General features: G+C 63.1%; 19 protein-coding genes. 5 read left to right on the plus strand and 14 right to left on the minus strand.

Annotation, left to right across the window (positions count from 1 at the left end):
• Positions 1–145: 145 nt before the first annotated feature.
• From FQP90_RS11860 to FQP90_RS11870, 3 genes are all read right to left on the minus strand, one after another.
• Complete coding sequence (locus FQP90_RS11860; protein ID WP_144650471.1) at positions 146–2,233, minus strand: PhoX family protein; 2,088 nt, start codon at positions 2,231–2,233, stop codon at positions 146–148.
• Positions 2,234–2,309: 76 nt separating this feature from the next.
• On the minus strand, positions 2,310–3,326 hold the full coding sequence (locus FQP90_RS11865; protein WP_144650474.1) for an o-succinylbenzoate synthase: 1,017 nt from the start codon (positions 3,324–3,326) through the stop codon (positions 2,310–2,312).
• 60 nt (positions 3,327–3,386) lie between these two features.
• The gene (locus FQP90_RS11870) at positions 3,387–3,977 is read right to left on the minus strand and encodes a hypothetical protein (RefSeq protein ID WP_244296722.1); all 591 of its coding nucleotides are present in this window, start codon (positions 3,975–3,977) and stop codon (positions 3,387–3,389) included.
• Between the two features lie 103 nt (positions 3,978–4,080).
• Here FQP90_RS11870 and FQP90_RS11875 point away from each other — a divergent pair, with 103 nt between their 5' ends.
• The gene (locus FQP90_RS11875; protein WP_144650477.1) at positions 4,081–4,710 is read left to right on the plus strand and encodes a DUF2510 domain-containing protein; all 630 of its coding nucleotides are present in this window, start codon (positions 4,081–4,083) and stop codon (positions 4,708–4,710) included.
• Between the two features lie 63 nt (positions 4,711–4,773).
• Entirely contained in the window at positions 4,774–5,826 is a 1,053-nt protein-coding gene (locus FQP90_RS11880; protein WP_144650480.1) for a LacI family DNA-binding transcriptional regulator, read from the plus strand.
• A 112-nt stretch (positions 5,827–5,938) separates the two neighbouring features.
• Here FQP90_RS11880 and FQP90_RS11885 read toward each other — a convergent pair whose 3' ends face one another.
• From FQP90_RS11885 to FQP90_RS11900, 4 genes are read right to left on the minus strand one after another with little or no spacing between them, the layout of a single operon-like run.
• On the minus strand, positions 5,939–7,306 hold the full coding sequence (locus FQP90_RS11885; RefSeq protein ID WP_144650483.1) for a glycoside hydrolase family 32 protein: 1,368 nt from the start codon (positions 7,304–7,306) through the stop codon (positions 5,939–5,941).
• Between the two features lie 30 nt (positions 7,307–7,336).
• Complete coding sequence (locus FQP90_RS11890; protein WP_144650487.1) at positions 7,337–8,209, minus strand: carbohydrate ABC transporter permease; 873 nt, start codon at positions 8,207–8,209, stop codon at positions 7,337–7,339.
• 8 nt (positions 8,210–8,217) lie between these two features.
• Positions 8,218–9,180 (minus strand): carbohydrate ABC transporter permease, encoded by a 963-nt coding sequence (locus tag FQP90_RS11895; RefSeq protein WP_144650490.1) that lies wholly within the window; start codon positions 9,178–9,180, stop codon positions 8,218–8,220.
• Positions 9,177–10,595: an extracellular solute-binding protein gene (locus FQP90_RS11900; protein WP_144650493.1), complete on the minus strand. Its 1,419-nt coding sequence runs from the start codon at positions 10,593–10,595 to the stop codon at positions 9,177–9,179. Before FQP90_RS11900 ends, FQP90_RS11895 begins: the two co-directional genes overlap by 4 nt.
• A 155-nt stretch (positions 10,596–10,750) precedes the next feature.
• On the opposite strand from FQP90_RS11900, the gene FQP90_RS11905 reads away from it, so the two are divergent.
• Positions 10,751–11,662: a phosphatase PAP2 family protein gene (locus FQP90_RS11905; RefSeq protein WP_439898647.1), complete on the plus strand. Its 912-nt coding sequence runs from the start codon at positions 10,751–10,753 to the stop codon at positions 11,660–11,662.
• A 43-nt stretch (positions 11,663–11,705) separates the two neighbouring features.
• Here the strand turns inward: FQP90_RS11905 and FQP90_RS11910 are convergent, their stop codons facing one another.
• Positions 11,706–11,888: a hypothetical protein gene (locus tag FQP90_RS11910; protein ID WP_244296724.1), complete on the minus strand. Its 183-nt coding sequence runs from the start codon at positions 11,886–11,888 to the stop codon at positions 11,706–11,708.
• A 305-nt stretch (positions 11,889–12,193) separates the two neighbouring features.
• Between FQP90_RS11910 and FQP90_RS11915 the strand changes: the two genes are divergently transcribed.
• A complete protein-coding gene (locus FQP90_RS11915; protein WP_144650502.1) occupies positions 12,194–13,537 on the plus strand; it encodes an acyltransferase family protein in 1,344 nt (447 codons plus the stop codon).
• A gap of 20 nt (positions 13,538–13,557) precedes the next feature.
• Here the strand turns inward: FQP90_RS11915 and FQP90_RS11920 are convergent, their stop codons facing one another.
• From FQP90_RS11920 to FQP90_RS11945, 4 genes are all read right to left on the minus strand, one after another.
• Positions 13,558–14,484, minus strand: coding sequence for a hypothetical protein (locus FQP90_RS11920; protein ID WP_144650505.1), 927 nt, complete (start codon positions 14,482–14,484; stop codon positions 13,558–13,560).
• A gap of 58 nt (positions 14,485–14,542) precedes the next feature.
• A complete protein-coding gene (locus FQP90_RS11925) occupies positions 14,543–15,760 on the minus strand; it encodes an MFS transporter (protein WP_144650509.1) in 1,218 nt (405 codons plus the stop codon).
• A gap of 139 nt (positions 15,761–15,899) precedes the next feature.
• Positions 15,900–17,312: a cell wall anchor protein gene (locus FQP90_RS23300; protein ID WP_167510466.1), complete on the minus strand. Its 1,413-nt coding sequence runs from the start codon at positions 17,310–17,312 to the stop codon at positions 15,900–15,902.
• Positions 17,313–17,410: 98 nt separating this feature from the next.
• Complete coding sequence (locus tag FQP90_RS11945; protein ID WP_244296726.1) at positions 17,411–18,499, minus strand: hypothetical protein; 1,089 nt, start codon at positions 18,497–18,499, stop codon at positions 17,411–17,413.
• Between the two features lie 368 nt (positions 18,500–18,867).
• Between FQP90_RS11945 and FQP90_RS11950 the strand changes: the two genes are divergently transcribed.
• On the plus strand, positions 18,868–20,130 hold the full coding sequence (locus tag FQP90_RS11950) for a choice-of-anchor P family protein (protein WP_144650523.1): 1,263 nt from the start codon (positions 18,868–18,870) through the stop codon (positions 20,128–20,130).
• 114 nt (positions 20,131–20,244) lie between these two features.
• On the opposite strand, the gene FQP90_RS11955 is transcribed toward FQP90_RS11950, so the two are convergent.
• The gene (locus FQP90_RS11955) at positions 20,245–21,117 is read right to left on the minus strand and encodes an MBL fold metallo-hydrolase (protein ID WP_244296728.1); all 873 of its coding nucleotides are present in this window, start codon (positions 21,115–21,117) and stop codon (positions 20,245–20,247) included.
• Positions 21,118–21,278: 161 nt separating this feature from the next.
• Complete coding sequence (locus tag FQP90_RS11960; protein WP_144650526.1) at positions 21,279–22,718, minus strand: dihydrolipoamide acetyltransferase family protein; 1,440 nt, start codon at positions 22,716–22,718, stop codon at positions 21,279–21,281.
• Between the last annotated feature and the right edge of the window lies 1 nt (position 22,719).

Here is a 22,719-nt window from a genome sequence, read left to right on the forward strand (position 1 = left end):
CGCGGGACGTGAGAGAGGGCCGGGGAGAAACCCGCGGGACGTGAGAGAGGGCCGGGGAGAAACCCGCGGGACGTGAGAGAGGGCCGGGGAGACGAAAAACTCCCCCGCCCAAGGAACCGGGCAGGGGAGCATTCGTCAGAGCAGACTACTTCCGGAAGACCTGCACGATCGACGGCCGCGGGGCCCTCGCCGCACCCGCGGCGGGAGTGGCTCCAGCCGGAACGTAGTCCGGGAAGAACGAGTTCTGAGCAGCGAACGAGCCGTCTTCGCCCGGGTGCTGTACGGCGACGAATACGGTCCGCTCTTCGTCGTGGATGATGGGGCCACAGGTTTCAGCGTCACGGGGTACGGCCAGGAATTGCTCCACCTTGCCGCGGTCCCTGCCCTCGAGCGTGACCTTGAACAGGCCGTCGGCGTAACCAATGGTGGAGGGGGCTCCGTCGGTGGAGATCCAGAGGTTGCCGGCCGAGTCGAAGGCCACGTTGTCCGGGCAGGAGATGGGCGAGACCTTGTCCTTGGGGAACCCGGCAAAGTACGTGGAGTTGTTCTTGGCCGGGTCACCGGCCACCAAGAGGAGGTTCCAGTTGAACTTGGTGCCCGTCTGTTCCTTGCCCTCGGTGATCTCCACGATGTGTCCATCGCGGTTGAGCGTGCGGGGGTTGACCTCCGTGGCGCCTTCCTTGCCGGGCTTGCCGCGGTCCGAGTTGTTGGTGCACGCAACATAGACCTTGCCGGTACGCGGGTTGGGCTCAACGTCTTCGCAGCGGTCCATCTTGGTGGGGCCAACTTTGTCGGCTGCCAGGCGGGTGTAGACCAGGACCTCGGGCACGGTCATCCCCGGAACGGCCGAGGTGCCGTTGACCACCAGGGGAAGCCATTCGCCGGTGCCGTCAAACGCGCCATCGACGGGGAGCTTGCCGGTCCCGTCGATGTCGGCCGGTGAATCACCGGTGAACTTGGCCACGTAGAGGTCGCCTTCGGAGAGCAGGCCCATGTTGTTCTTGCGGGCGGCCTTGGAGTCACCGGGCTGGTACTTGCCCTTGGAGACGAACTTGTAGAGGTAGTCGAAACGCTCGTCGTCGCCCATGTAAGCAACAACCCTGCCGGACGGAGCCACGATGACGTTTGCGCCCTCGTGCTTGAAGCGACCCATGGCCGAGTGCTTCTTAGGCGTAGAGGTGGGGTCGAACGGGTCGACTTCCACAATCCAGCCGAAGCGGTTGGTCTCGTTGGCGTAACCGGCGTTGCGAGTATCGAAGCGCGGCTCGTCGAGCTCCCACTTGCGGGAGGTGGGGTTGGCCGTGATGCCATAGCGCTTGTCTCCGTCGCTGGTGCCCGGAGCTGCGAAGTAGCCGTTGAAGTTTTCTTCGCCGGAGAGGATGGTGCCCCATGGCGTGGTTCCGCCGGAGCAGTTGCCCAGCGTGCCCTTGATCCAGCGGCCGGCGGGGTCGTCGATGGTCTTGACCAGGTTGGTGCCGGCGGCAGGTCCGGTCAGCTCGTAGACAGTGTCTGTGAGGAAGCGGCGGTTCAGGGGTGCACCCTGGACGTAGCTCCACGGCTTGTTCTTGTTCTTACGCTCGAGTTCCACCACAGCCAGGCCATGCCCGGCACGTCCGATGGCACGTGCCTCGGCCGCGTCGAAGCCTACCGGGAGCATGATGTTCTCGTTGGTGTACTCGTGGTTGGTGAAGAGCACCGCACGGCGGTCCTTGGAGCCCGGGATGGGCAGGATGTCCGTGTAGTCGTTGTTGTAGCCGAACTGGCGGGCCTGAGCAGCGGCGGTTTGGGCGTTGAGGTCGAAGGCCGGTGAATCGGCGAACAGGGGGTCGCCCCAACGGATGATGGGCTTCCAGTCGAAGCCTTCGGGAACCGTGAAAGCATCAACGGCTGCGTCCACCGGCTTGATGGCCGTGAACTTGAGCTTGGACTTGTCGAAGCCCTTCTTCGCAGCGTCAGACAGTCCGTTGCCTGAGTCGGCAACCGCGGTGTCGGCTCCCGTTACTGCACCACCGAGCACGACGGCGAGCGCACCGGCGGCGCCAAGTCCCAGGGCCGCGCGGCGGGACATTGCGGTGGAGGCGATGTCGCGGAAGTAGCCGTTGGAGCTGGTGTTGCAGACGTCGCCCGAGCAGGCGTTGTCGCACTTCAAGGCGCACGTCACGGGGCTGCGCTTGCCCTTGGTGTGGCCGAGCATGGGGAGCAGGGCAAACGTGCGTCCGTTGGTTTCTGACATGGGGGGACCTTCCAGAGTGTGTACGAGGTTCCCGCTGAGCCTTTCAGCGCAATCCGAATCTGAGAGGTCGCTCTGGTTAAGACCCGGTGAACAAACCGTGCTGGTTCTGCGCCAGGACGGCATGTACCCGGCGGAGCCGGTCCAGCCACCAATCCCGACGCTCCCCGGAGGCTGCGTACTGTTCAAGCAGCCCGGCATCGGCGTGTGTGTCGCGCAACTGGATGGCGCCGTCGTCGGCCACCAAAGGGTCGAGGGTGATGTCTGAGGCGAACAGCGAAACGGTGCCCAGGCCGCAGGCATATGGAAGCGACGGCAGGGCAGCTGCGAGCGCCAGTCCGGCACGAATACCTACCGACGTATCCAGGGCTGAACTGACGACGGCGGGCAGCCCGGCCTGCTGGACGATGTTCAGGGCACGCCGCACTCCCCCGAGCGGGGCCACCTTGACCACGATGAGGTCCGCGGCGCCTGCCCGTGCCACGCGAAGGGGATCGTCCTCCTTGCGAACGCTTTCATCGGCGGCGATCAGCACCGGTGTTCCAGCAGCAGCAAGCCGACGGCGGACCTCAGCCAAGCCGTCGATGGTCGGAACAGGTTGCTCCGCGTACTCCAGCCCGAAAGCTGAGAGCTTGCCCAGCGCCTCCACTGCCTGGTCCACATCCCAACCGCCATTGGCGTCCACCCGGACGGCGGCCTCGGGCAGGGCCTCGCGAACGGCGGTCACCCGCGCGATGTCGTCCGACAGTTCCTGACCGTGTTCGGCGACCTTGATCTTGACCGCATCTACCCGCCCAAAGCGGGCAAGTACATCAGGAACGCGGTGGGCGGGGACGGCGGGGACCGTTGCGTTGACCGGGATGCTGTCACGCAGGGCTGGAGGAAAGCCAAGCCAGCCGGCTTCCAAAGCGGCGGCCAGCCAGCGGGAGGATTCGTCGTCGTCGTATTCCGGGAAGGGGCAGAATTCGCCCCAGCCGCGCGGTCCGCGGAGAAGCAGCGTCTCGCGCTCCATGATGCCGCGGAACTTCACGCGCATGGGCAGCGAGACGACGTGGGCGGAATCGAGGAGTTCTTCAAGGGAGGGAAGAGCAGGCATAGTGCCACTGTACCGGCGGCTCCGCAGGCCAAATACTGGCCAATCCTGCTATGTGGAAACTTACTCGGACCAGTATCGGCGCACGTGTCCCAGCGCGTTGCCCAGCTGTTCACCGGACACAGTCATCGAGCTCTCCGGCACTCCGAGGTCGTCCCACTTGGCAACGAGTGTGGTGTCTCCCTCCACCGGCAACGGCCACAGCCAGTACTGGGCGGAGCCGTCCACTTGTTCATCGCCTGCGCTGCCGCCGCCTCCTCCGCGATGGGTCAGCACTGGTCCTGATACGTCGTCGGTATCCTCAAACATGGAGGGCGTGGGATGGGCTGCGATGGCCTTCCGCCCATCAGCCAGGCCTACCCCGATCATGATTCCCGGCAGGCCCGGGCGACTGAAGCTGTTCTCCTGGATGTCTCGCCACTCCTGGTCCGATTCGTCGCTTCGCCGGATGGACCACGCCAGATCCAACAGGCACCCCGTGGAGTACACCTCCACGAGCTTCAGAGCCACCACCGAGTTGGCGCCGCGGTGCACGAAACCGCCCGGCGCGATGCCCGGGAGTTCATCCGACGGCGGCCCGAACCATCCGGGCCGGATCGGCTGCGGTTGACGTGGCCGCGCAGGCGGCTCAGGGAGGTCGTCGAAGAAGGTCATGCTCCATCCTTACACCGCTGGATGAGGGCTGGGGAGGGGCTTCTGACAACCGAGAGAGCTCAATCGCGATATTCTCAGAATCACGACTCAATGTGGGGGAGATATGACTCAATCAACGCCCGGTTCAACAACACCTCCCGGCTGGTACCCGGATCCTTCGGACCCGCGATTTGTCCGCTGGTGGGATGGGCACGCATGGACGGCCAACCAAGCTCCACGGCAGGCCCAGTACCAGCCGGCATTCCAGCCTCCACGCACTGAGATCAGCCCGCAAACGCCGGTGTACAACCCCTTCATTTGGGCCATCACGTTGTTGCCGTTGGTCTCGCTTGTATTCATGCTCACCTGGCAACCGGAATTCCGGATGGTCACCACACGGCAAGGCGTCACCACGGTGGACCCCTTGTCCATCTACACGCCGGGTTACTTCCTTCTGATGGTCTCGGGCTTTGTGATCTACGGCCTGTCGGTATTCTTCGCATATCTGGACCATCAGCGGCTGTTGAAGTCCGGCGTCGTGCGTCCCTTCCATTGGGCCTGGGCGTTCCTGAGCGCGTTTGTCTACGTGATCGGCCGGTCGGTGATTGTGCAGAAGGTCGCCCAGAAGCGTGGACTGTGGCCTGTATGGGCCACCATCGCCGTCTTCGTCGTCAGCATGGTGATCGCGGGCATCTGGACGTCCAACCTGATGCAGTCCATGATGTCCTCCTTTGGCTACTCCGTCTCCACGTGACAGCCCGCAGAACCCTCACACGCGTTAGGTAGACTGCTGAGTAACCGGCAGGAGAGGAAGCCCATGAACCGCAAGGCCACTGCACTGGACGTCGCCAAGAGAGCCGGGGTCTCCAGGAGCGCGGTCTCGCTGGTGCTGAATGGCCGTGGCGATGGCAATGTGGCCAAGGAGAGCCAGGACCGGATCCGGGCCGCGGCGGTGGAACTGAACTACTCCCCCAACGCCATCGCGCTCAGCCTGCGGAACCAGCGTTCACGGGTCATCGGGATCCTGTCCGACGAGGTGGTGGTCAGCCCCTTCGACGGCAACATCATCGGCGGAGCGGACGACATCGCCCGAAGCCGCGGTTTCGTCACGGTCGTGATGGACACCGAACGCGATACCGCCAGGGATGCGAGTGCCATCGAGACACTCCTGGACAGGCAGGTAGATGGGCTCATGTACGTGACCGTGGGCCTGAAGCCGATTGATGTTCCGCAGGGCATGCTCCGGGTACCCTCGGTCCTGGCCAACTGCTATGACGCCCACCCCCAGCCGCAGTTGCACCATGTCATCCCGGATGAGGTCACCGGCGGCCGCGAAGCCACCGAGCATCTGCTGACGTTGGGTCACCGGGACATCGCCCTGCTTGCCGGTTCGGAGGATTCCCCCGCGGCTCCGCTGCGTGTCCAGGGTTACCGGGACGCCCACACCTCTGCCGGACTCAAGGCCAGCGAGGGTCGGATCTTCATGATTGGCTGGGACATCGATGCCGGCTTCCACGGCGCCATGAAACTGCTCGACGACGTGTCCCCGGCTGAGCGCCCCACGGCCATCATGTGCGCGAACGACCGCCTTGCCGTCGGCGTGGCCCTAGCCGCCGCTCGTTTGGGCCTTCGTGTCCCCGAAGACCTCTCCATCATGGGCTACGACGACGAGGCCCGGATCGCCGACACCATGGTCCCGGCCCTCACCACCATGGCGTTGCCCCTGCGCGAGATTGGCCGCGCCGCCATGACCACGTTGCTGGACGCCATCGAAGGAAACGATGGGACAGCAACGGGGACCACTGTTGAGACGATGGTCCCCTGCCGCCTTGTCACCCGTGAATCGACCGGCCCGGCGCCCACGCGCTAGGTCTTGAACGTCGCAAACCCGCTGTTCCGTTGCTGGCCGGCAGCGGAATAGCGGGTTTCCAACGTCTCTAGCCAGCACCCACGCACAAAAGCGCACGACGCCGGCCTGCCGCCTAAGCGGGGAGCGCCAACTCCCACACGTCGGCAGTCGCGCCGGCGGGCAACGTGAGCTGCCATTCCTCGCCCGGAGCAGGGTAGGCCCGGAGCGTCTTAGCCACGCCGCCGGCACGGTAGACCTCCACGAGGGATGCATCGATGAAAATCCGCAGCTCCTCCCCCGCAGCCAGGGACCCGGAGTAGACCACCTGCGCGTCGTCCCCCGCGCCGAGGACCAGGTCCACAGGGCCGGAGCCGGCACCCCGAACCAGCACCTCGGCGAACCCCGGAACAACAATCGAACCAGCAGCATCCGAAGCCACGGAAGCACCCCGGTACGCCTCCACCGCCGGCGCAGGAGAAACAGCCAGCGCGCCGTCAACCACGGACAAAACGCGAGGATGCGTCAACACGCCCGCCCATCCGGCGTCGTCGATTTCTTCCTGGCTGCGGCCGCGGCGGCCGTCACGTCCGGGACCTTCGTTGGCCCAGCCCCACAGCAACGCAGCGGGCGTAGAACCGGACTCAAGCTGTACGATCTGCGGGGCGTAGAAGTCGCGTCCCAGATCGGACTTCCCACCGGAGGTCGGCACGAACACGGGCAGCCCTGAGACGGGATCCGCGGACAGGGAGCCGATCAGGTGCCCCACTCCGTTGGCGTGTTCATGATCGTCTCCGGAGAGCCACAGCGAAAACATCATGACCCATTCACCGGAAGGCACCTGCACCAGTTGCGGGCACTCCCAGATCTCAGCCGGTGTATGAACCGCCGCCACGGGATCAGCAGTGGTCAGCCAGATGCCCTGGTACTTCCAATCGTTCAGGTCCTCCACGGTGTAGAGCAACAGCGCAGCGCGCCCATCAGCCAGACCGGCACCCTGCATGGCATATCGAGCACCGTTAAAGCGGAAGATGAAAGGGTCGCGGACCGCAGTCACCAACGGATCTTCAGGCATCGACGCAGCCACGTGGCCGTCCTGCTCCCACGTCACCAAGTCAGAGGAACCGCGGGCAATGACCACCTGCGAGTGCCCGCCGTGATCCTTCACGCCCGAGTACGCCGCCGTCGGGACGCCACCATCAGAGGTCACAACACCGGTCCAGCACCCGGCGGAGTCGGGCCCGCCTGGCTGCGGCGAAAGCGCCACGGGGTGCTCCTCCCACTGGACCAGGTCCGGGGAGCTCACGTGTCCCCACTGGATCTGGGTATGCCTGGCGGAGTCCGGGTTGTACTGGAAGAACACGTGGTACTGGCCGTTGATGTAACTGACGCCGTTGGGGTCGTTGATCCATCCCTGTGCCGGACGGGGGTGGAAGCGTGGGAAGGCGGGATCCGGGTGTGTGGCGGCGGAGGCGAGTGAATCAATAAGTGCAAGGTCCGTCAACGGAACCCCTTTCAGAAAGAAGAGATAAAATTACTTGCCGGTGCCTGCGGTGAGTCCGTCCTGCAGTGCACGCTGGCCGAACATGAACACCACCAGCGCGGGAATCATGGAGAGGACAACTCCGGCCAGCACCACTGAGATGCTTCCGGTGCCCAGGTTGCCTTGGAGCGAGACCAATCCCAGTGGCAGCGTGAAGTTCTGTTCGGAGATGGTCATGATGAGTGGCCTGAAGAACTCGTTCCAGTGGAAGTTGAACGCCAGGATGCCCACGATGGCCAGGCCAGGCATGGCCAGCGGTGCATACACGGAACGGAACGTCCGCCACGGCGAGGCTCCATCGATCGCTGCCGCTTCGGCGAGCTCGCCGGGCAACCCCATGAAGTACTGGCGCATCAGGAAGGTGCCGAACGCCGTCGGGATGGCCGGAATGATCAGTGCCAGCAGCGTGTCGGACAGGCCCACGCCCCGGATCAGCATGAAGACGGGAACGATCGTCACCTGCGCGGGGACCATCATGGTGGCCAGCACGATCGAGAACAGCGCGCCCCGGCCGCGGAACTTCAGGTGGGCGAAGGCGTAGCCGGCCAACGCTGCCGTCAGCATCTGCCCCACTGCGATCAGCCCGGTCACCAGTGCACTGTTCACTACGAGCGCCACGATGTTGAGCTGCTTGAACACTTGCTCGTAGGAGGTCAGGTCCGGGTTCAGCGGCAGGAATGCAGGCGGCAACTGGAAGGATTCCGACGGCGGACGCAGCGACGTGGACAGCGTCCACAACACCGGGCCCAGGACAAAGACGGATGCGATCAGCAAGACGACGACGCGGACGGCCACTGACCAGTCGCGCTTCTTCCGTGTAACTACGGGCGCCGTGGTGGTGACACGTTCTTGAATGATGGTCATGGCGGGCCTTACTGGTAGAAGACGAATCGTTTGCTGAGCCGGAACTGCGCGGCGGTGATGGCCATGATGATGAGCGTCAGGATCACGCCGATCGCCGAGGCCTGGCCGAACTCGAGCCGTTGGAAGGCGGACTCGAAGATCACCATCACCGCTGTGCGCGTTGAGTCGCCGGGCCCGCCGCGGGTGAGGACGTAGGGCTGGTCGAACACTTGGAGCGCGTTGATGATGGCCATGACGGAGGCCACCAGGGTGGTGGGGCTCAGCAGGGGCAGGGTTACGAACCAGTGCTTACGCCAACCCGTGGCGCCGTCAATGGACGCGGCCTCGTACGTCTCCACCGGAATGGAGGCCAGCCCGCCGATGAACAGCAGGAACGAGAACCCGAAGTTCTGCCACACATAGACAAGAATCACGACGGCGGCAGACCCGCCTGGCGTCGTCAGCCACGGGACCGCTGGGATGCCAACGATGGACAGCAACCAGTTCACGACGCCGAACTGCTCGTTGAAGAGGTAGCGCATGAAGATCGATACCGAGGCTGCGGAGAGGATCAGCGGGAAGAAGAACGCCGAGCGGAAGAACACCCGGAGCCAAGCCGGGAGCTTTTCCTGCACCATGATCGCCAAGCCGAGCGCCAGTCCTAGCTGGAGCGCTACTGCCACCACCACAAACACGATGGTGTTCAGGAACGACACCCTCACGGTCGGGTCCTGGACCACCTCGGCGAAGTTGTCGAAGCCCACGAACGTCGGCGCCGAGATGATGTCCCAGCGGAAGAACGCCAGCGCGATCGAGGCCACGATCGGGAGCAGGGTGAAGATGCCCATGCCCACGATGGTGGGAGCCAGGAAGGCCCACGGCAGCCACCGTTGCTGGACGCGGCCACGCTTGGAGGTGGAGCTGCCCTTATGCGCGGGCTTTCGCCCCGGCTCGCTCCCCGTCCCGGTGGGGGTACTGGTTGCGGTACTCATGGCTGCCTCCTCAAGGCAAGTTCAAGATCGCGCTGCATGGAGCTGAGAGCGTCCTTGAGTTGGCGCTCGTCGCCGCTGACAGCCAGGCTGACGTTCTTCATGAGGGCGGTCTCGACGGCGGCCTGCTGGGGTGGCGCCGGAATGGGACCTGTGGTGGGGAACCGGTCCAAGGTGTCGTAGAAGACTTTCCAGTTCCGTGGGCCTGTTCCCGCGTAGAGCTGCTCGTTGACCATGGAGCGGCGGGCAGGGGTGGTGTTCGGTGTGGGGAATACGATCTGCATGGCCTCCAGGCTTGAGCTGAACTTCACCCATTCCCAGGCGGCATCCTTGTCCTTGGCGGTCTTCATGATCGCGTAGCCTGCCGTGCCGAACTGGTGCCGCTGGGTCCGCCATTTGGGGAAGAACTGGACGTCGAAGCCGTCCTCTGTCATCCCCGCTTCATGGAGGCCTTGCACCCAATAGCCGCCTGCCGGCGTCGTACCTATCCTGTTGGAGGCGAAGAGGCCGATCAGTGCGCTGCCGCCACCTTCCTCGGGCCGGACGCCAAGGCCGTCCTTGACGAGTCCGCGGAGGTAGTCGAAGGATTCGAAGACTCTGGGGTCATCGGCGTTGGGTTCCAGCCACTGGTAGCCACCGGAGCGGAGGCTGCGTGAGGGGTCGTTGGCGTAGAAGCCGTCCCATAACCATTCGCCGCCCGGGGATTTGGTCTCCTTGAGGAAGCTGGTGTCGTTGGCGTAGAGCCAAGGCACCACGCCGCCGAAGAGACGGTTGGTCCAGTAGTACGGCGTGAAGTCTTTGGGGTTTGCCTTCTTCATGGCGGCGAGGGTGCTGCGGAAGTCGGTGTGCGTCCAGTTGTCGGCCGGTCGCTCCAAGCCAGCTTGCCTGAGTGATGCGGTGTTGTAATACATGTTGGCTGCGTTCCAGTCGATGGGGAGCTGGAACAGGCTGCCTTTGTACATGAACGCTTCCACCAGGCTGGGGTGGACGTCCGCGAAGTACTCCTTCATGTGGTCGGCATCGCGGCGCAGGTACTCGTCCAGCGGGTGTGCCAACTTCTCGGCGAACAGCTGGGCGCCTTCGGTTGCGACGTACACGACGTCCGGCGGAGTGCCGGCTGCCACCATGGTGAGGATCTTGGTGAAGAAGTCCTTCCAGTCCACGGCCTGGATGGCCTGGACCTTGACCTTGATCTCTGGGTGGACCTTTGCGAAGGCGTCGATGACCTTCTGGCGGGCTGCGGCATCCGCGGCGGTGCCCATAATGGCGATGCTGAGGCTGTTGTCTCCCCGGCCTGGAATGTCGGCCCCGGTCAAACGCGGCCACGACGCCGCGGTTGCTCCAACAATTCCGGCTCCGAGGGCTGTGAGGGCGGTTCTGCGTGTGAATTGACGCAAAGCACCATTGGTTCCCGGCATGTAGATTTCCTTCCCTAACACGTGTTAGGAAGCGTATGCCCGTCGCCTAACACGTGTCAAGCGTCACAGGAATGTTGCGTATGCCTCACGACGGCCCGGATCGCGAAGGTGGCGCTCACATGAGCCATCCAGAGAACTGTGGCAGTCTTGACAGAATGAGTTCCCAGCAATTCCGCACCAGCGGGAGGTCGAGCAAACGGCCGCTTCGAGAGCGCGAGCCCGGCGCCGGCACAGGCTTCCTTTTCTGCCTGGCCACGGTCGCCAGCGTGGTAGGGCTGGCTGCGACGTACTACTTCTTTGTGCGCACTACTGCCGGTCAGTTCATCGACGAATCGGCACTGGTTGAAGCCACAGTGCTGGGCGGAACTGCTGGAAGGGCCTCCACGGACTTCCTCGACATGCTTCCCATGCTTTCCCTCGCAATCGCCGCCATCATGGTGCTCTTCGTGACCGTCGCGCGCCGACGCTGGACTGCCGCTGGCATCGCCGTGATGGCCTGCATCGCGGCCAATGTAGCAACGCAGGCACTCAAATTCCTCATCCCGGACAGGCCTGACCGCGGCGTCCAGACCCTCGAGCTCAACTCGCTGCCCTCGGGCCACACAACGCTCGCCGCTTCAGCTGCCGCCGCAGTGTTCCTGATGGTTTCCCCACGGTGGCGCCCCTTGGCCGGATTCCTCGGCAGTACCTTCGCGGTGGCCACCGGCGTTTCCACGCTCATCAACCAGTGGCACCGCCCGGCCGACGTCGTGGCCGCCTTCCTGGTGGTGGGTGCCGTGATGCTTCCCGCCGGTTGGCTCATCCTCCGTACGGGCTGCAGCTGGAATGTTTGGAAAGGCTACGGCGAGCATTGGGCCGCTTCCCGGCTATGGGTATGGCTCACCGTCACCGCCCTGGTGGTGGCGATCGCCATTGCCGGGTACTCGCTCCTGCAGGTCATGCCGGGACTGAGCGCGGACAGCACCATCGATTACTTCTGGGCGGGCACGGCGTTCATTGTGATCGCCGGATACCTTTCAGCCCTTGGTGGCACCTGGCTTTTCGGGCTGGCGGCCCGTCGGCGCTAGCGGGCCCGCCGGCGCTAGCGGGCCCGCCGGCAGCTACGAGGGCTTAGTCCTCGGGGCCCACAGCATCGAAGAACTTGGGACCCTCCGCGGTCCTCTCTGCATTCTCCCGAGCCTGCCCCTGGATGAAGAGCTGATCGTCGGCAGTGAGCAACGTGCCGCCGTGGATATCCACGGCTCCATGTTCGCCTGTTTCACCATTGAAGATGGCCGTCATTGTTCGGGGCACGATCATGCTGCCCGGATTGTCGATAAGCCACTGCTGCGTGTCCGGAGAAAGCTGACTCCAAAATTCCCTGATGTGCATAGTGATCAGCGCTGCCGTTCATTGTTGGGGTGGGTTCGTGGGACCTGAATGCACTGGGGCAAACGCTCTGGGCACCGAGGAGGGCCCTCCCTTTCAGGCTACGCCCCGCCAGCTATTCCTGACCCGAAAGCCGCAACCTTTCTGAACAAGACGTCGACGCCACGCCACTTGGTGAGTTACAGTTAATCCACTCGATGGATAAACAATGGCAAATCCCAGGAGCTCCCATGTCTTCCACCCTCCGCCCTAACCTCAGCTCCGCCAACAGCGCCCCTGCATCCCGCGACCTGGTGGTGGACTTCATCCGTGTGGCCTGCATGTTTGCGGTAGTGGCTGTGCACCTTCTCATGATGGGCATCAGCGTGGATGAGTCCGGGATCGGCGTAGGAAATCCGCTGACATCCCTGAGTTGGTTCGCCCAAGGCACGTGGTTTGGGCAGGTCATGCCACTCTTCTTCGTAGTGGGCGGCTTTGCCTCGTTGACCTCGTGGCGCAGCCTGCAGCGCAGGGGCGGTGACGCAGGCGATTACCTCAGAAACCGGGTGCTGCGACTGGTGCGACCCACGGTCGCCTTGTACGCGTTTCTCGCCATTGCGTTATGGAGCGCGACGGCGGCGGGCGTCCCCGGTGACTTGCTGACCGTTATCGCTGCGGGTGCCGGTGTTCAACTGTGGTTCCTGGCCGCCTATCTGATCTGCCAGGGCATGGTGCCTACGATGGCCAAGCTCCACCAACTGGCACCGTACCGGACCATCGCGGCGCTGGCCGCGGGCGCCGTCGTCGTCGATGTTCTTCGCTTGGGCTTGGAACGCAACCCTTGGGGCTTCGACTCAAACCCGATTGGCTTGCTGAACATGGTGTTCGTGTGGGGCTTGCTGCAGCAACTGGGGTTCTTCTACGCCGACGGCTTCTTCGACCGGTTCGCCCGCTGGAAGCTGATTGTTGCCGCGGCCGCTTGCTACGCCATCCTGGTTCCGCTCACTCATGCCGGCCCGTACCCCGTGGACATGCTGACCAGCCAAAACCCACCCATGTTCCCGCTGGTCCTGGTGGGCCTGGCACATGTCCTGCTGGTGAAGGCCGCGTACCCGGTGCTGCGGCGCTGTGTGCACGTTGGCTGGGTGCAGAAGGTGATGTTCGTTGTGGGCAGCCGGGCCATGACCATCTACTTGTGGCATCTGCCTCTGATCATCGCGATGTTCGGCATCGCCCTGCTCCTGCGGTTGCCATTCCCCGAGCCTGCGAGCGCCGAGTGGTGGCTCAGCCGGCCCGCCTTCTATGTTGCGGCTTGGGCGCTGGTGCTGTTGGTCTCCATGCCGCTTGTTCGCCTGGAGCTTGCAAGCACTGCTTTGGCACCGGGTGCTGAACGGCCTGCCATGTGGCGCATCGCAGTCGGGACAGTCTTGGCCATCATCCCGCCGTTCGTGGTGATGAGGTCCGCACTTGACGTTGCCAATGCAACATGGGGCTTGGTGCTGTTGGTGATCGCTGTAGCCTTGGTGACCGGCAAGGTTCCGGACCGGGCGTGGAAGACTCCGCGACTTGTTTCGTCAGGGTCTGTGGCTTCCTGACGAAACGAACAATGGGCCTATCAGCTGGCCGGAACCGATGGGGCGGTTTCCCCCACCCGGCGCTTCACGTCTGATCGTGTGGTTTCAGCTTGGAAACCGCAGTCCGCAAGCCCTGCCTGCCAGTGGCCCCGGCACGTCACAAGCTTTTCGAACCATGCCCGAACCAGCTCTTTCGGCGGCGGGGTATGGCCATCGCCGGTGTCGGGTCCCCATCTGTCCATGAGCATGAAGAGGTTGTCAGAGCCACCAACCGCGTCCACGAAGGGCAGTTGGTGGTTCTGGATGTGGAACCAGTCCTTTGCGTTCTGAACAAGAGCTACCGTGTGGTCAAAGCCCGCAGAATAGGCAGGTACCAGGTCATGAGCAACCCGCGCGGGCAACTCGGTCATATCCTTTCCCTCCATGTCCCAGGCGTGGGTCATGTAACGTCCCACGGCACCAGGGTAGAACCGGGAAATTGAGGTCTGAGGATTGACCGCGAGAGCAAGTGATGTCGGGAAGAATCTGGACAGTGCCAGGCTGGCGTACCCGCCTGCCGAGCTGCCGAAGAACATGACGTTGTACCCTCCGGTCGCCCTCACGATGCGCCGAATAACATCGGTCAGGGTCTCTTGAAGGTCCGGCTGCTCCTTGGAGCCCGCGTACCACCCAATATTGAAATCGGTGGACTTCCTGAGGCTCGGGTCAGAGATGAAGATGCGATTGACGGGCAGGCCGGCGGTCACTCCTTGGCCCAGAAACCATGGCAGACGAACGTCATTCTCGGCCGCTCCGTGGAGACACACCAAGGTGGTATCGGAGTCGGCAGGGACATTCAGGATTTCAATGGGCAAGCCTTGGTGCTGAATCTCGATCAGCCCAGCAGGAACCTCGTCCGCGGACAGAAATGCGTCAAGGTCCGAGAATCTGGATGGCGTGGGGGCTTCGGCGGCTTGGTTTTCTGGCACCACGGTAGTCTAGCCGCGCCAGCGCGCGAGTCCTGAATCCCGCTGCCAGCCGTACGCCTCAGTAGTTCCGCCGATGTTTCAGCCGCGGAATTGCGACGGCGAACACCACGGCCGCTGCGAAGCCCAGTACGCCTGTGGCCCAGACACCTGCAGACAGTGAGATCGCAGCCGTCAGCCCGGACAACAACACAGGTCCCCCGGTTGCACCAGAGTCCGCTATGAAGCGCCAGATCCCCAGGAAGTGACTGCGCCCATTATCCGGTGAGAAGTCGGCGCCCAACGTCATGATCAGCCCGGAACTGATGCCGTTGCCGAATCCGATCAGCAACGCAACCAGCAGCAGCGGAACGAATCCGCCGGTGAACGGAATCAGTATCAAGGCCGTGCCCATGATCAACGTGGAGGGGATGGCCACCCATTGCCGGCCCTTCCTGTCCATGAGCTTCCCGGCAGGGTAGAACACCAGCATGTCGATCGCCCCGGATAACCCGAAGAGCAGCGAGGCATGCGTGGCATCGAGCCCCAGATGATCCGCCCAGAGCGGGATGACCACCTGTCGCGAAGCACGCAGGGCACTCAGGAGCAGGATCCCGAAACCGACCGTCAGGAACACGCCTGCATGCGAGGCTGCAACACTTTTGAGCGTCGACGCCGGAGGGCGAGGACCGCCGTCGGACGTATCCGGGGCCACCAGGTCCGGGATGGTGAGGGACAAAGCCGCGGCTGCCATCATCCCCGCAAACCCCACCCAGTACGCCCCACTGATGCCGGCGAACTGCATCACACCGGCACCGACGAACGGACCGATGAAGATGCCGATCCTGGTGACGCCGCCCAAGGTGGACAGGGCTCTTGCCCTGAACATGACCGGAACGGCCTCCGTGAGGAACTTCTGTCTGGCGAGATTGAAGACGCTGGCCGACATTCCCACGAGGGTCATCGAGGCGGCCAGCAGCCAGAGGCCATGCTCAACCTGCGGTGCGAACGCTGCTGCACCGAGGGCAATCGCACCCAAGGCGCCAGCTCCTACAATCGACCACCGTTCGCCGAACTTCTCCGTGATGATCGAGGCCGGGATATTGAAGAACCATGATCCCAGTCCGATCAGCGTGACGATCAACGCCGATACAGCCACCGAAGCACCCAGGTCACGTGCCGAAAGTGCGATGACCGGCAGAACCGCCCCTTCGCCGATACAGAACAGCAGCGCGGGCCCGAAGGCCGGTAGGGCGACGCTGCGAAGGCTGAAGTTTCTATCTGCTTGGGTGGTGGTCATCCCTTTCATCCTAGGACTGTCTAAGTGTGGACCGGCCTGGCATTACGTACTGCAATGCTGCCCATACTGGCTCGTAGTTGTTGCGGCTCCGAGGATGGAGCCGCAACAACTACATGCGACGCGGGATTGCTTCCGTCCTCTAGCGGCGGTTGACTGCTGCCTTCCGGCGACCAGCCGCGGCAAGGAACAGGCCCATCAGGAGCAAGGCGCCTGCCCAAAGACCGAAGCTGTCGCTCAGTCCCGTGTTAGCCAGCGCAGTGGAACTCCCGACGGCGGTGGCAGCTGCCGCCGTTGTCGCACCTCGGGTGGCACCAGCGGAAACGACGGTCCCAGTTTGGGTGCCAGTGGCTGAGTTCATGCCAGCTGTGTTGCTGCCTGTATTAACACCGGTGACGGGGCCGCCAGCAGCGGGCGGGTTGACGGTCGGCGGGTTCACCACCGGAGAATTCACGACAGGCGGATTCACGACAGGCGGGTTCACCACCGGAGGCGTAACGACCGGCGGGTTCACCACCGGAGGCGTAACCGTGCCAGCCGAGCCGCCACCGATGCCTACCGAAGTGGAGCCAGTAGATACGGGAGCCGTGATCGGGATGATCAGCTGGGTGCCCGAAAGCACTCCGTTGCTACCCGAAGTAGTGCTGCCGGGCGTTGTGCCCGTGCCGGCAGTTCCACCCGTGGTGCCAGTGGTCGTAGCTGAGGAATCACCCAGCACACCAGCCGACGTAGAACCCGTGTTCACCGGAACCGTGATCGGAGCAACCACCTGAGTGCCCGAACCAATGCCATCCGAACCGCTGGTTGTAGAGCCCGAGGGATACCCGGCAGGAGCTGCCGAACCGGCAGAACCGGACGTGGCTGCAGAGTCGCCACCGACACCCACAGCAGTGGCTCCGATATTAACAGGGACCGCTATCGGAGCCACTACCTGAGCGCCGGATGCGATACTCTCTCCCCCCGACGTTGTTGTCTGCGCTGGCGCTTGCGCCGGTGCAGAAGTTGCTGCCGCTGGTGTCGAGGTGGCTGACGAGTCCCCCAAGACACCCGCTGACGTCGACCCCACGGTGATCGGAACCGTCACCGGTGCTACCACCTGGGTTCCCGAGGCGATGCCGCCAGAACCACTGGTACCGGCTGCCGGCGTCGGACTGGTTGCCGCCGTTGGCGCGGCAGGTGTGGCTGAGCTCGCCGCAGTGGAGCCCCCCAGCAGACCCACTGACGACGAGCCCAGGTTTATGGGCACCGTGACCGGGGCGACTACCTGCGTCCCGTACCCGATGCTGTTGGAACCGTTGGTGCTGGCGACAGGTGCAGCGCCGGAACCTGCAGCAGGCGCAGTCGCTGACTTCGTAGCTGCTGAATCCCCCAAAAGTCCCAGAGATGTTGCGTCGAGGTTGATGGGCGCTGTTACCGGCGCCACCACCTGCGTTCCCGATAGCACCCCGTCCTTGCCACTGGTGGTGTCCGCGGCGTTTGCCGCGGTCGCGCTGAGGACAATCATGCCCCCGGCAAAGCATGTGCCTATGAGGCACTTGCGTATGGTCTTGTTCATTGTGATCTTCTCCTGAAGGTCTTGTTCCCAGAGACGTCCGATGACGGATCGCCCGAATTACCGTCTGCCGCAAGAGGTGGCGCGGCATGGTGGGGGAACTAGTCAGGAGAGGAGCCGGGATCAAAACAGACCGGCTTTGGATGTTGCTCTTCAGCTGCCGTTGCGAGGCCAGGAAGAGACTCTGCGGGAATAATCACTGCCCCGTGCAGGAAAGCTGCTGCGGAGCTTGGAGGACCGTTGTTGGAATTACTGGAGCCCGCTCCGGCCACGCCGGCGGGCACTGATTCAAGATCGGCAGGCCATTCGGTGGGAGCGTCCGGGTCAGCCCCCGGGCCCGCCCCAGCAGTTGGAACCGTGCCGGTGGGACCCAGCACACTGGATATCGAGTAGAGCAGTGATACCTCGTTGACACCGCCTTGGCCAGTAGCAGCGCGGACCTGCTCCGTGTGTGCGGTCACTGGCCTCTGGTCTGGGGTTTCGAAGGCTGACGCTGCTTGTTGACCATCACCACCCAGCACGGGCAGTACTGAGGGCCCAGGGCCAGGGATCAGCGGGACGACGGGAGCGAGCGGCGGGACAACGGCTTCAACAGGCGGAGGAACTAAGTCCACGACGTCGACAATTGGCTGAAGAATCGGAGTGGCCACGTCGGTTACTGGGGTCTGCCCGACGGGCGCAAGGACATCGTTGACAGGAGGAACCGCGGCCTCAACTGCGGCGTCAACGTGTCGTGTAGCTGGTGCCACCACGGTGCCCACAACGGTCCCTGCAATATCAGCAGGAAGGACTTGGCTGACAACGGGGACTGTTGCCACGATCTCGTCCGCAGATCCGCCGACTTGTCCAACGATGGGCGTCACTGCCGGAACAGGGACCGATATCGGCTTTGCCGGTACCACCCCTTTGACAGGCGCGGGCAGTGGCACGTTGGGTACAGGAATGCTGACGGTAGAAGCCGCCGCCGGTGGCACGGCCGCTTTCGCTACCGACCCGACGGTACTTGTTGCCGCGGTGGCGACACCCTTCACTGTGCCCGTTGCTGCTGACACCGTGGACGAAACGGAGGACGTTACTCCGTCACGCAATGAATAGTCGAGCAATGAATGATTGTCCGAGGCTCCGGTGTCTGCACTCGCTGCTGTAGCCGAGAGTGCCATCCAGATTGCCGTCCCGGCTCCAGCGATCATGACAGAGCGGAGAATGCTGGTAGCACGCGGAAATACGCGTGAACCCTTCATCTCGACACCCCCAGGTAGTCGCGAACCATACGGTCGCCTTCATCCTAGGACTGGAGTTACCCATTAGTCCATGCCTGAGAGTAAACCAGCTTTCACAACGCGATTCCCGGACGGCACTTTTCTCACCGAAACCCTGCAGCCTCTACCTCGTGGACAATTCTTGGCTGGTCCGACGCAGGGCGTCGCACGAGGGAACAAGAAAAGAACTCCTTACCTGATTCGTTGGATCTATTGTTTTCGCCTATTTCCGGACTGTACCGTGAGCAGCACCGTAAGCACTCTTACGAGATCGTGTACGACATTCTGGGGAGAAATACATGAAACGTTCGCATGTTGCTTTAGTGGGGGCACTAACTCTAGCGCTTGCCGGGTCGGCTACACCGGCCCTTGCCGCAACCACACCAGCGCAGGTAACCACCGGATTCTCTGGTTCCGCGTATGGTTCCTACATTTTCAATACCGATAAGACACTAACTTCTGGTCCCACCGCGAGTTCAAGTATCAGTTGCACCGGTGCAACTGGAAAGACTTCTTCTAACACCGCGGCGGCGCTGACCGTTCCCGCCGTCGGCAATGTCGGCGCAGCAACGACCAGTGTCAAAACCCTGCTGACCACTACGGGTAAACGGATCGAAAGTAAATCCACCATCAACGGAACCACCCTCTTGGATGGGCTGATCACTGCCGGAGCCATCACCTCCGAAAGCTCCGCGGATAAGAACACTGCGGGAGCCTTTTCTGGCACAAACAAGACGACCATTGCTGATTTGAAAGTTCTGGGTATCGCTGTTGGAGCCAACCCGGGCGCTAACACGGTGCTCGACCTCGCCGTTCCGTTGGTAGGTTCGGTTGGCAAGATCACCTTGAACGGCCAGGAGAAGCGCCTAGTTAACGGGAGTTACCAAGTATCGACCACGGCGCTACGTGTAGAAGTTCTGAAAGCCGGGCTGCCTGGCCTCAAGATCGGTACCGACATCCGTTTGGGTGTCAGCACCGCCCACCTCACGCCCGCCCAGCCGGGCTATCTTGCAGGCGGGGGGTTCGGCACCAAGGCAATACTCGCCAATGGTCTGCTGAACTCAGGGCCGACAGCATTGGCCTACGTTAGGTGCGGCGGCGGAACCACCACCGCGAACGTGGCCGGCATCAACATCCCAGGTCTTGCAATTAGCGGAGCATCCACTACGACGACTACTGGCGTCCTGACCCCGCAGCCCAAGAGCGCCGTGACCAACTCCCTTGCAGGACTCAACGTGCTCAACGGACTGATCCAGGCTGACGCCATCAAAGCCGAGACAAGCGCGACTAAGGCTGCCGGTGCCACAGCAGCGACGCTGACGGACACATCCACTTTCTCCAACCTTAGGATCAAGGGTCTTCCGGCCATCAATGCCTCAGTCGCCCCAAACACCGTTGTGCAAGTGCCAGGCCTAGGCCAAGTCACCCTGCACAAGGTCAGTAAATCATCCACAGCGATCATCGTCACGATGATCGATATAGTTCTAAACCAGCCACTGGGTGCGCTTCCCACAGGATCGAGAATCCAGATCGGATACTCGAATTCAGGACTCGGGCTATAACTGCCAGCCCCGTGCCACTGCAATCACAATATAGGTAGAACCTAGAATGGTCCGCCACCACAGCTTGTGGTGACGGACCATTCGTTTGCCTGCTGGTGGACTTAGCAGCTTGATTCAGGAAGGGTAGCTTCCAGTCTTTCCCGGCCCGAAGTCCGGCGTCGCCAACGTCGCCCGTCCGTGGGCATTGGTTTCCTGGAGCCTCTTGATGAACCAGCGGGATTGCTCGGGACCATACGGAAGCACTGGTATCGCCTTGGTTGCGTCCGATGGCATGTCGCGGATGGACTGCGTTGCCTGCCGAACCGCTGTGCTCATGGTGTCAGCCATGGTCTTGACGAACTGGTCGCTTGCAGGCTTCCCGTGGCCCGGCACCAGGAATTCGTAGCGGTGGCGGAGGGCTGAAATGTGCCGCAGGGCATCGGCCCACTCCTCGGGATATGAATCCTCGAACGAAGGGTGCGCTCCTTGCTCAACGAGGTCGCCCACATAGAGCGTTGAGCTGGTGCCTACCAAAAGGTCGCCATCGGTGTGTGCACGGCCCAGATAGAAGAGCGTGGCGGTGATTCCGCCGAGATCCACCAGGACGGGCTGGTCGTGGACGAGCGCGTTCGGGACAACGATGTCGACGGCGTCGCCCTCGCCCGCTGCCATCTCGGGTTCGTTGGTGGCCACGAAGCGGCGTTGGTTGTCGGCGTCCTTTTCGATGGCCGCCGCACAGTTGGCGTGCGCCCAGAACTCCGTGACGCCGTCGTCAGCGAAAACGGCGTTGCCGAAGAAGTGGTCGTAGTGCGCGTGCGTGTTCACGACAACCAGCGGCAGCTGGGTCTTTTCGCGGACTGCCGCGAGGATCTCCCGGCCTTGGCGAGGGCCGCAACCGGCGTCGATGACCATGGCGAGTTCAGTGCCCACTACGAGTCCGGTGTTCAGTAACGACCCCTCGGTTTCCAGGACGTAGTTGTTCGGACCGAGTTCTAGCCAAGCTGACAATTGATTCTCCGTTTACAGTGCAATCCGGCGATGTTCAGGCCTCTACTCTACCCTCGGAAAGCTGGGAAATAGCGGAACGAACCGGGACTTGGAGGCTAAGCCAGCAGAGACCACGGTCCGAAGATCGTGGTCTCTGCTGTTCAAAGTGAGCACCGCGGGCCTTACATATCCGCGAGCGCTCCACCCGGGTTCTCGATGGCATCCGCGACGTACCGGAGGAAGCCCGCGGCCGTTTCGCCGTCGCACACGCGGTGGTCGAAGGCGAGGGTCAGCTCGGTGACTTTACGGACGGCCAGCTCGCCGTTGACCACCCAGGGCTTGTCGATGATGCGGCCCACTCCGAGCATCGCGACCTCGGGGTAGTTGATGATCGCGGCCGAGCCGTCAACACCGAACACACCATAGTTATTGAGCGTGAAGGTGCCGGAGCCCAGTTCGGTGGGAGTCGCTTTACCTTCACGCGCGACGGCGGTGAGTCGGCGGATCTCTGCGTCCAGTTCACGGGCGCTCAGCTTGTGAGCGTTGCGCACGGACGGGACCACGAGGCCGCGGTCGGTCTGGGCCGCGAAACCGAGGTTGATTCCGTCGAAGCCCACGATCTCCTGCGAGCCATCAGCCGCAGTTTCAAACCGCGTATTCAGCGCCGGGTACCTTTTTAACCCAGCCGTGACAAAACGCGCGATGAAGGCCAGCAGACCCGGAGTTTCATGCGGAGCACGCTTTTTCAGCTCAGCCCGCATGTCGAGCAGGGCGGTCGCGTCCACGTCCACCCAGACGGTGGCTTCGGGAATCTCGGCGCGGCTCTTTGTCATATTCGCGGCCACGGCCTTGCGGACTCCACGGACGGGCGTCCGGGCCGAGACTGCCAGGCCTGTACGCCCATCGAGGGAACCCTCGGCGGCAGCAGGCGCTTCCACACGCGCAGGAGCGGGAGCCAGGACTGCAGGAGACTCCGGCGTGGAGATAGCCGCTTCCACGTCCCGGCGCATGATCAGCCCGCTGGCACCGGAGCCTTCGATCGTGTCCAGCGATACACCGTGGTCACGTGCCATCTTCCTCACCAGCGGTGAGATGACCGCGCTGAGCTTGCCGGGGATGCGTGTCCCGGCAACGGCCGGTTCCAAGACAGGTTCAGCAACAGGTTCAGCAAGGCGATCGACGACGCCGACACTCGCCTTGCGTGGCCGGGTCCGGCCACCAGTCGCTCCCCCAGGCGTGCCATATCCAATCAGCACATTGCCGGAACCGGCCTTCTCCTCAGTACGGTACGTTTCGGCGGCCGCCTCTACGGCAGGAGAAGCGTCGATCCCGGAGGACAGAGCGGCCGGCGCTGCGGCATCGGGCGAACCAGAACCAGCGCGAGAGATCGAGATCAGCGGCTTGCCGACGTCGAGCGTTTCTCCAGCCTGACCGTGCAGCTCGGCGACGGTGCCGGCATAAGGTGAGGGGACCTCAACCATGGACTTGGCGGTTTCGACCTCGGCGATGGGCTGGTCAACCACGATCTCGTCGCCGACGGCGACGAGCCAGTTCACCAGTTCGGCCTCGGTGAGTCCTTCTCCGAGATCGGGCAGTTTGAAGACCTGCATATCAGAACTCATG

It is taken from the genome of Paenarthrobacter nitroguajacolicus (assembly GCF_007786235.1).
In the GTDB taxonomy this organism is placed as follows: domain Bacteria; phylum Actinomycetota; class Actinomycetes; order Actinomycetales; family Micrococcaceae; genus Arthrobacter; species Arthrobacter nitroguajacolicus_A.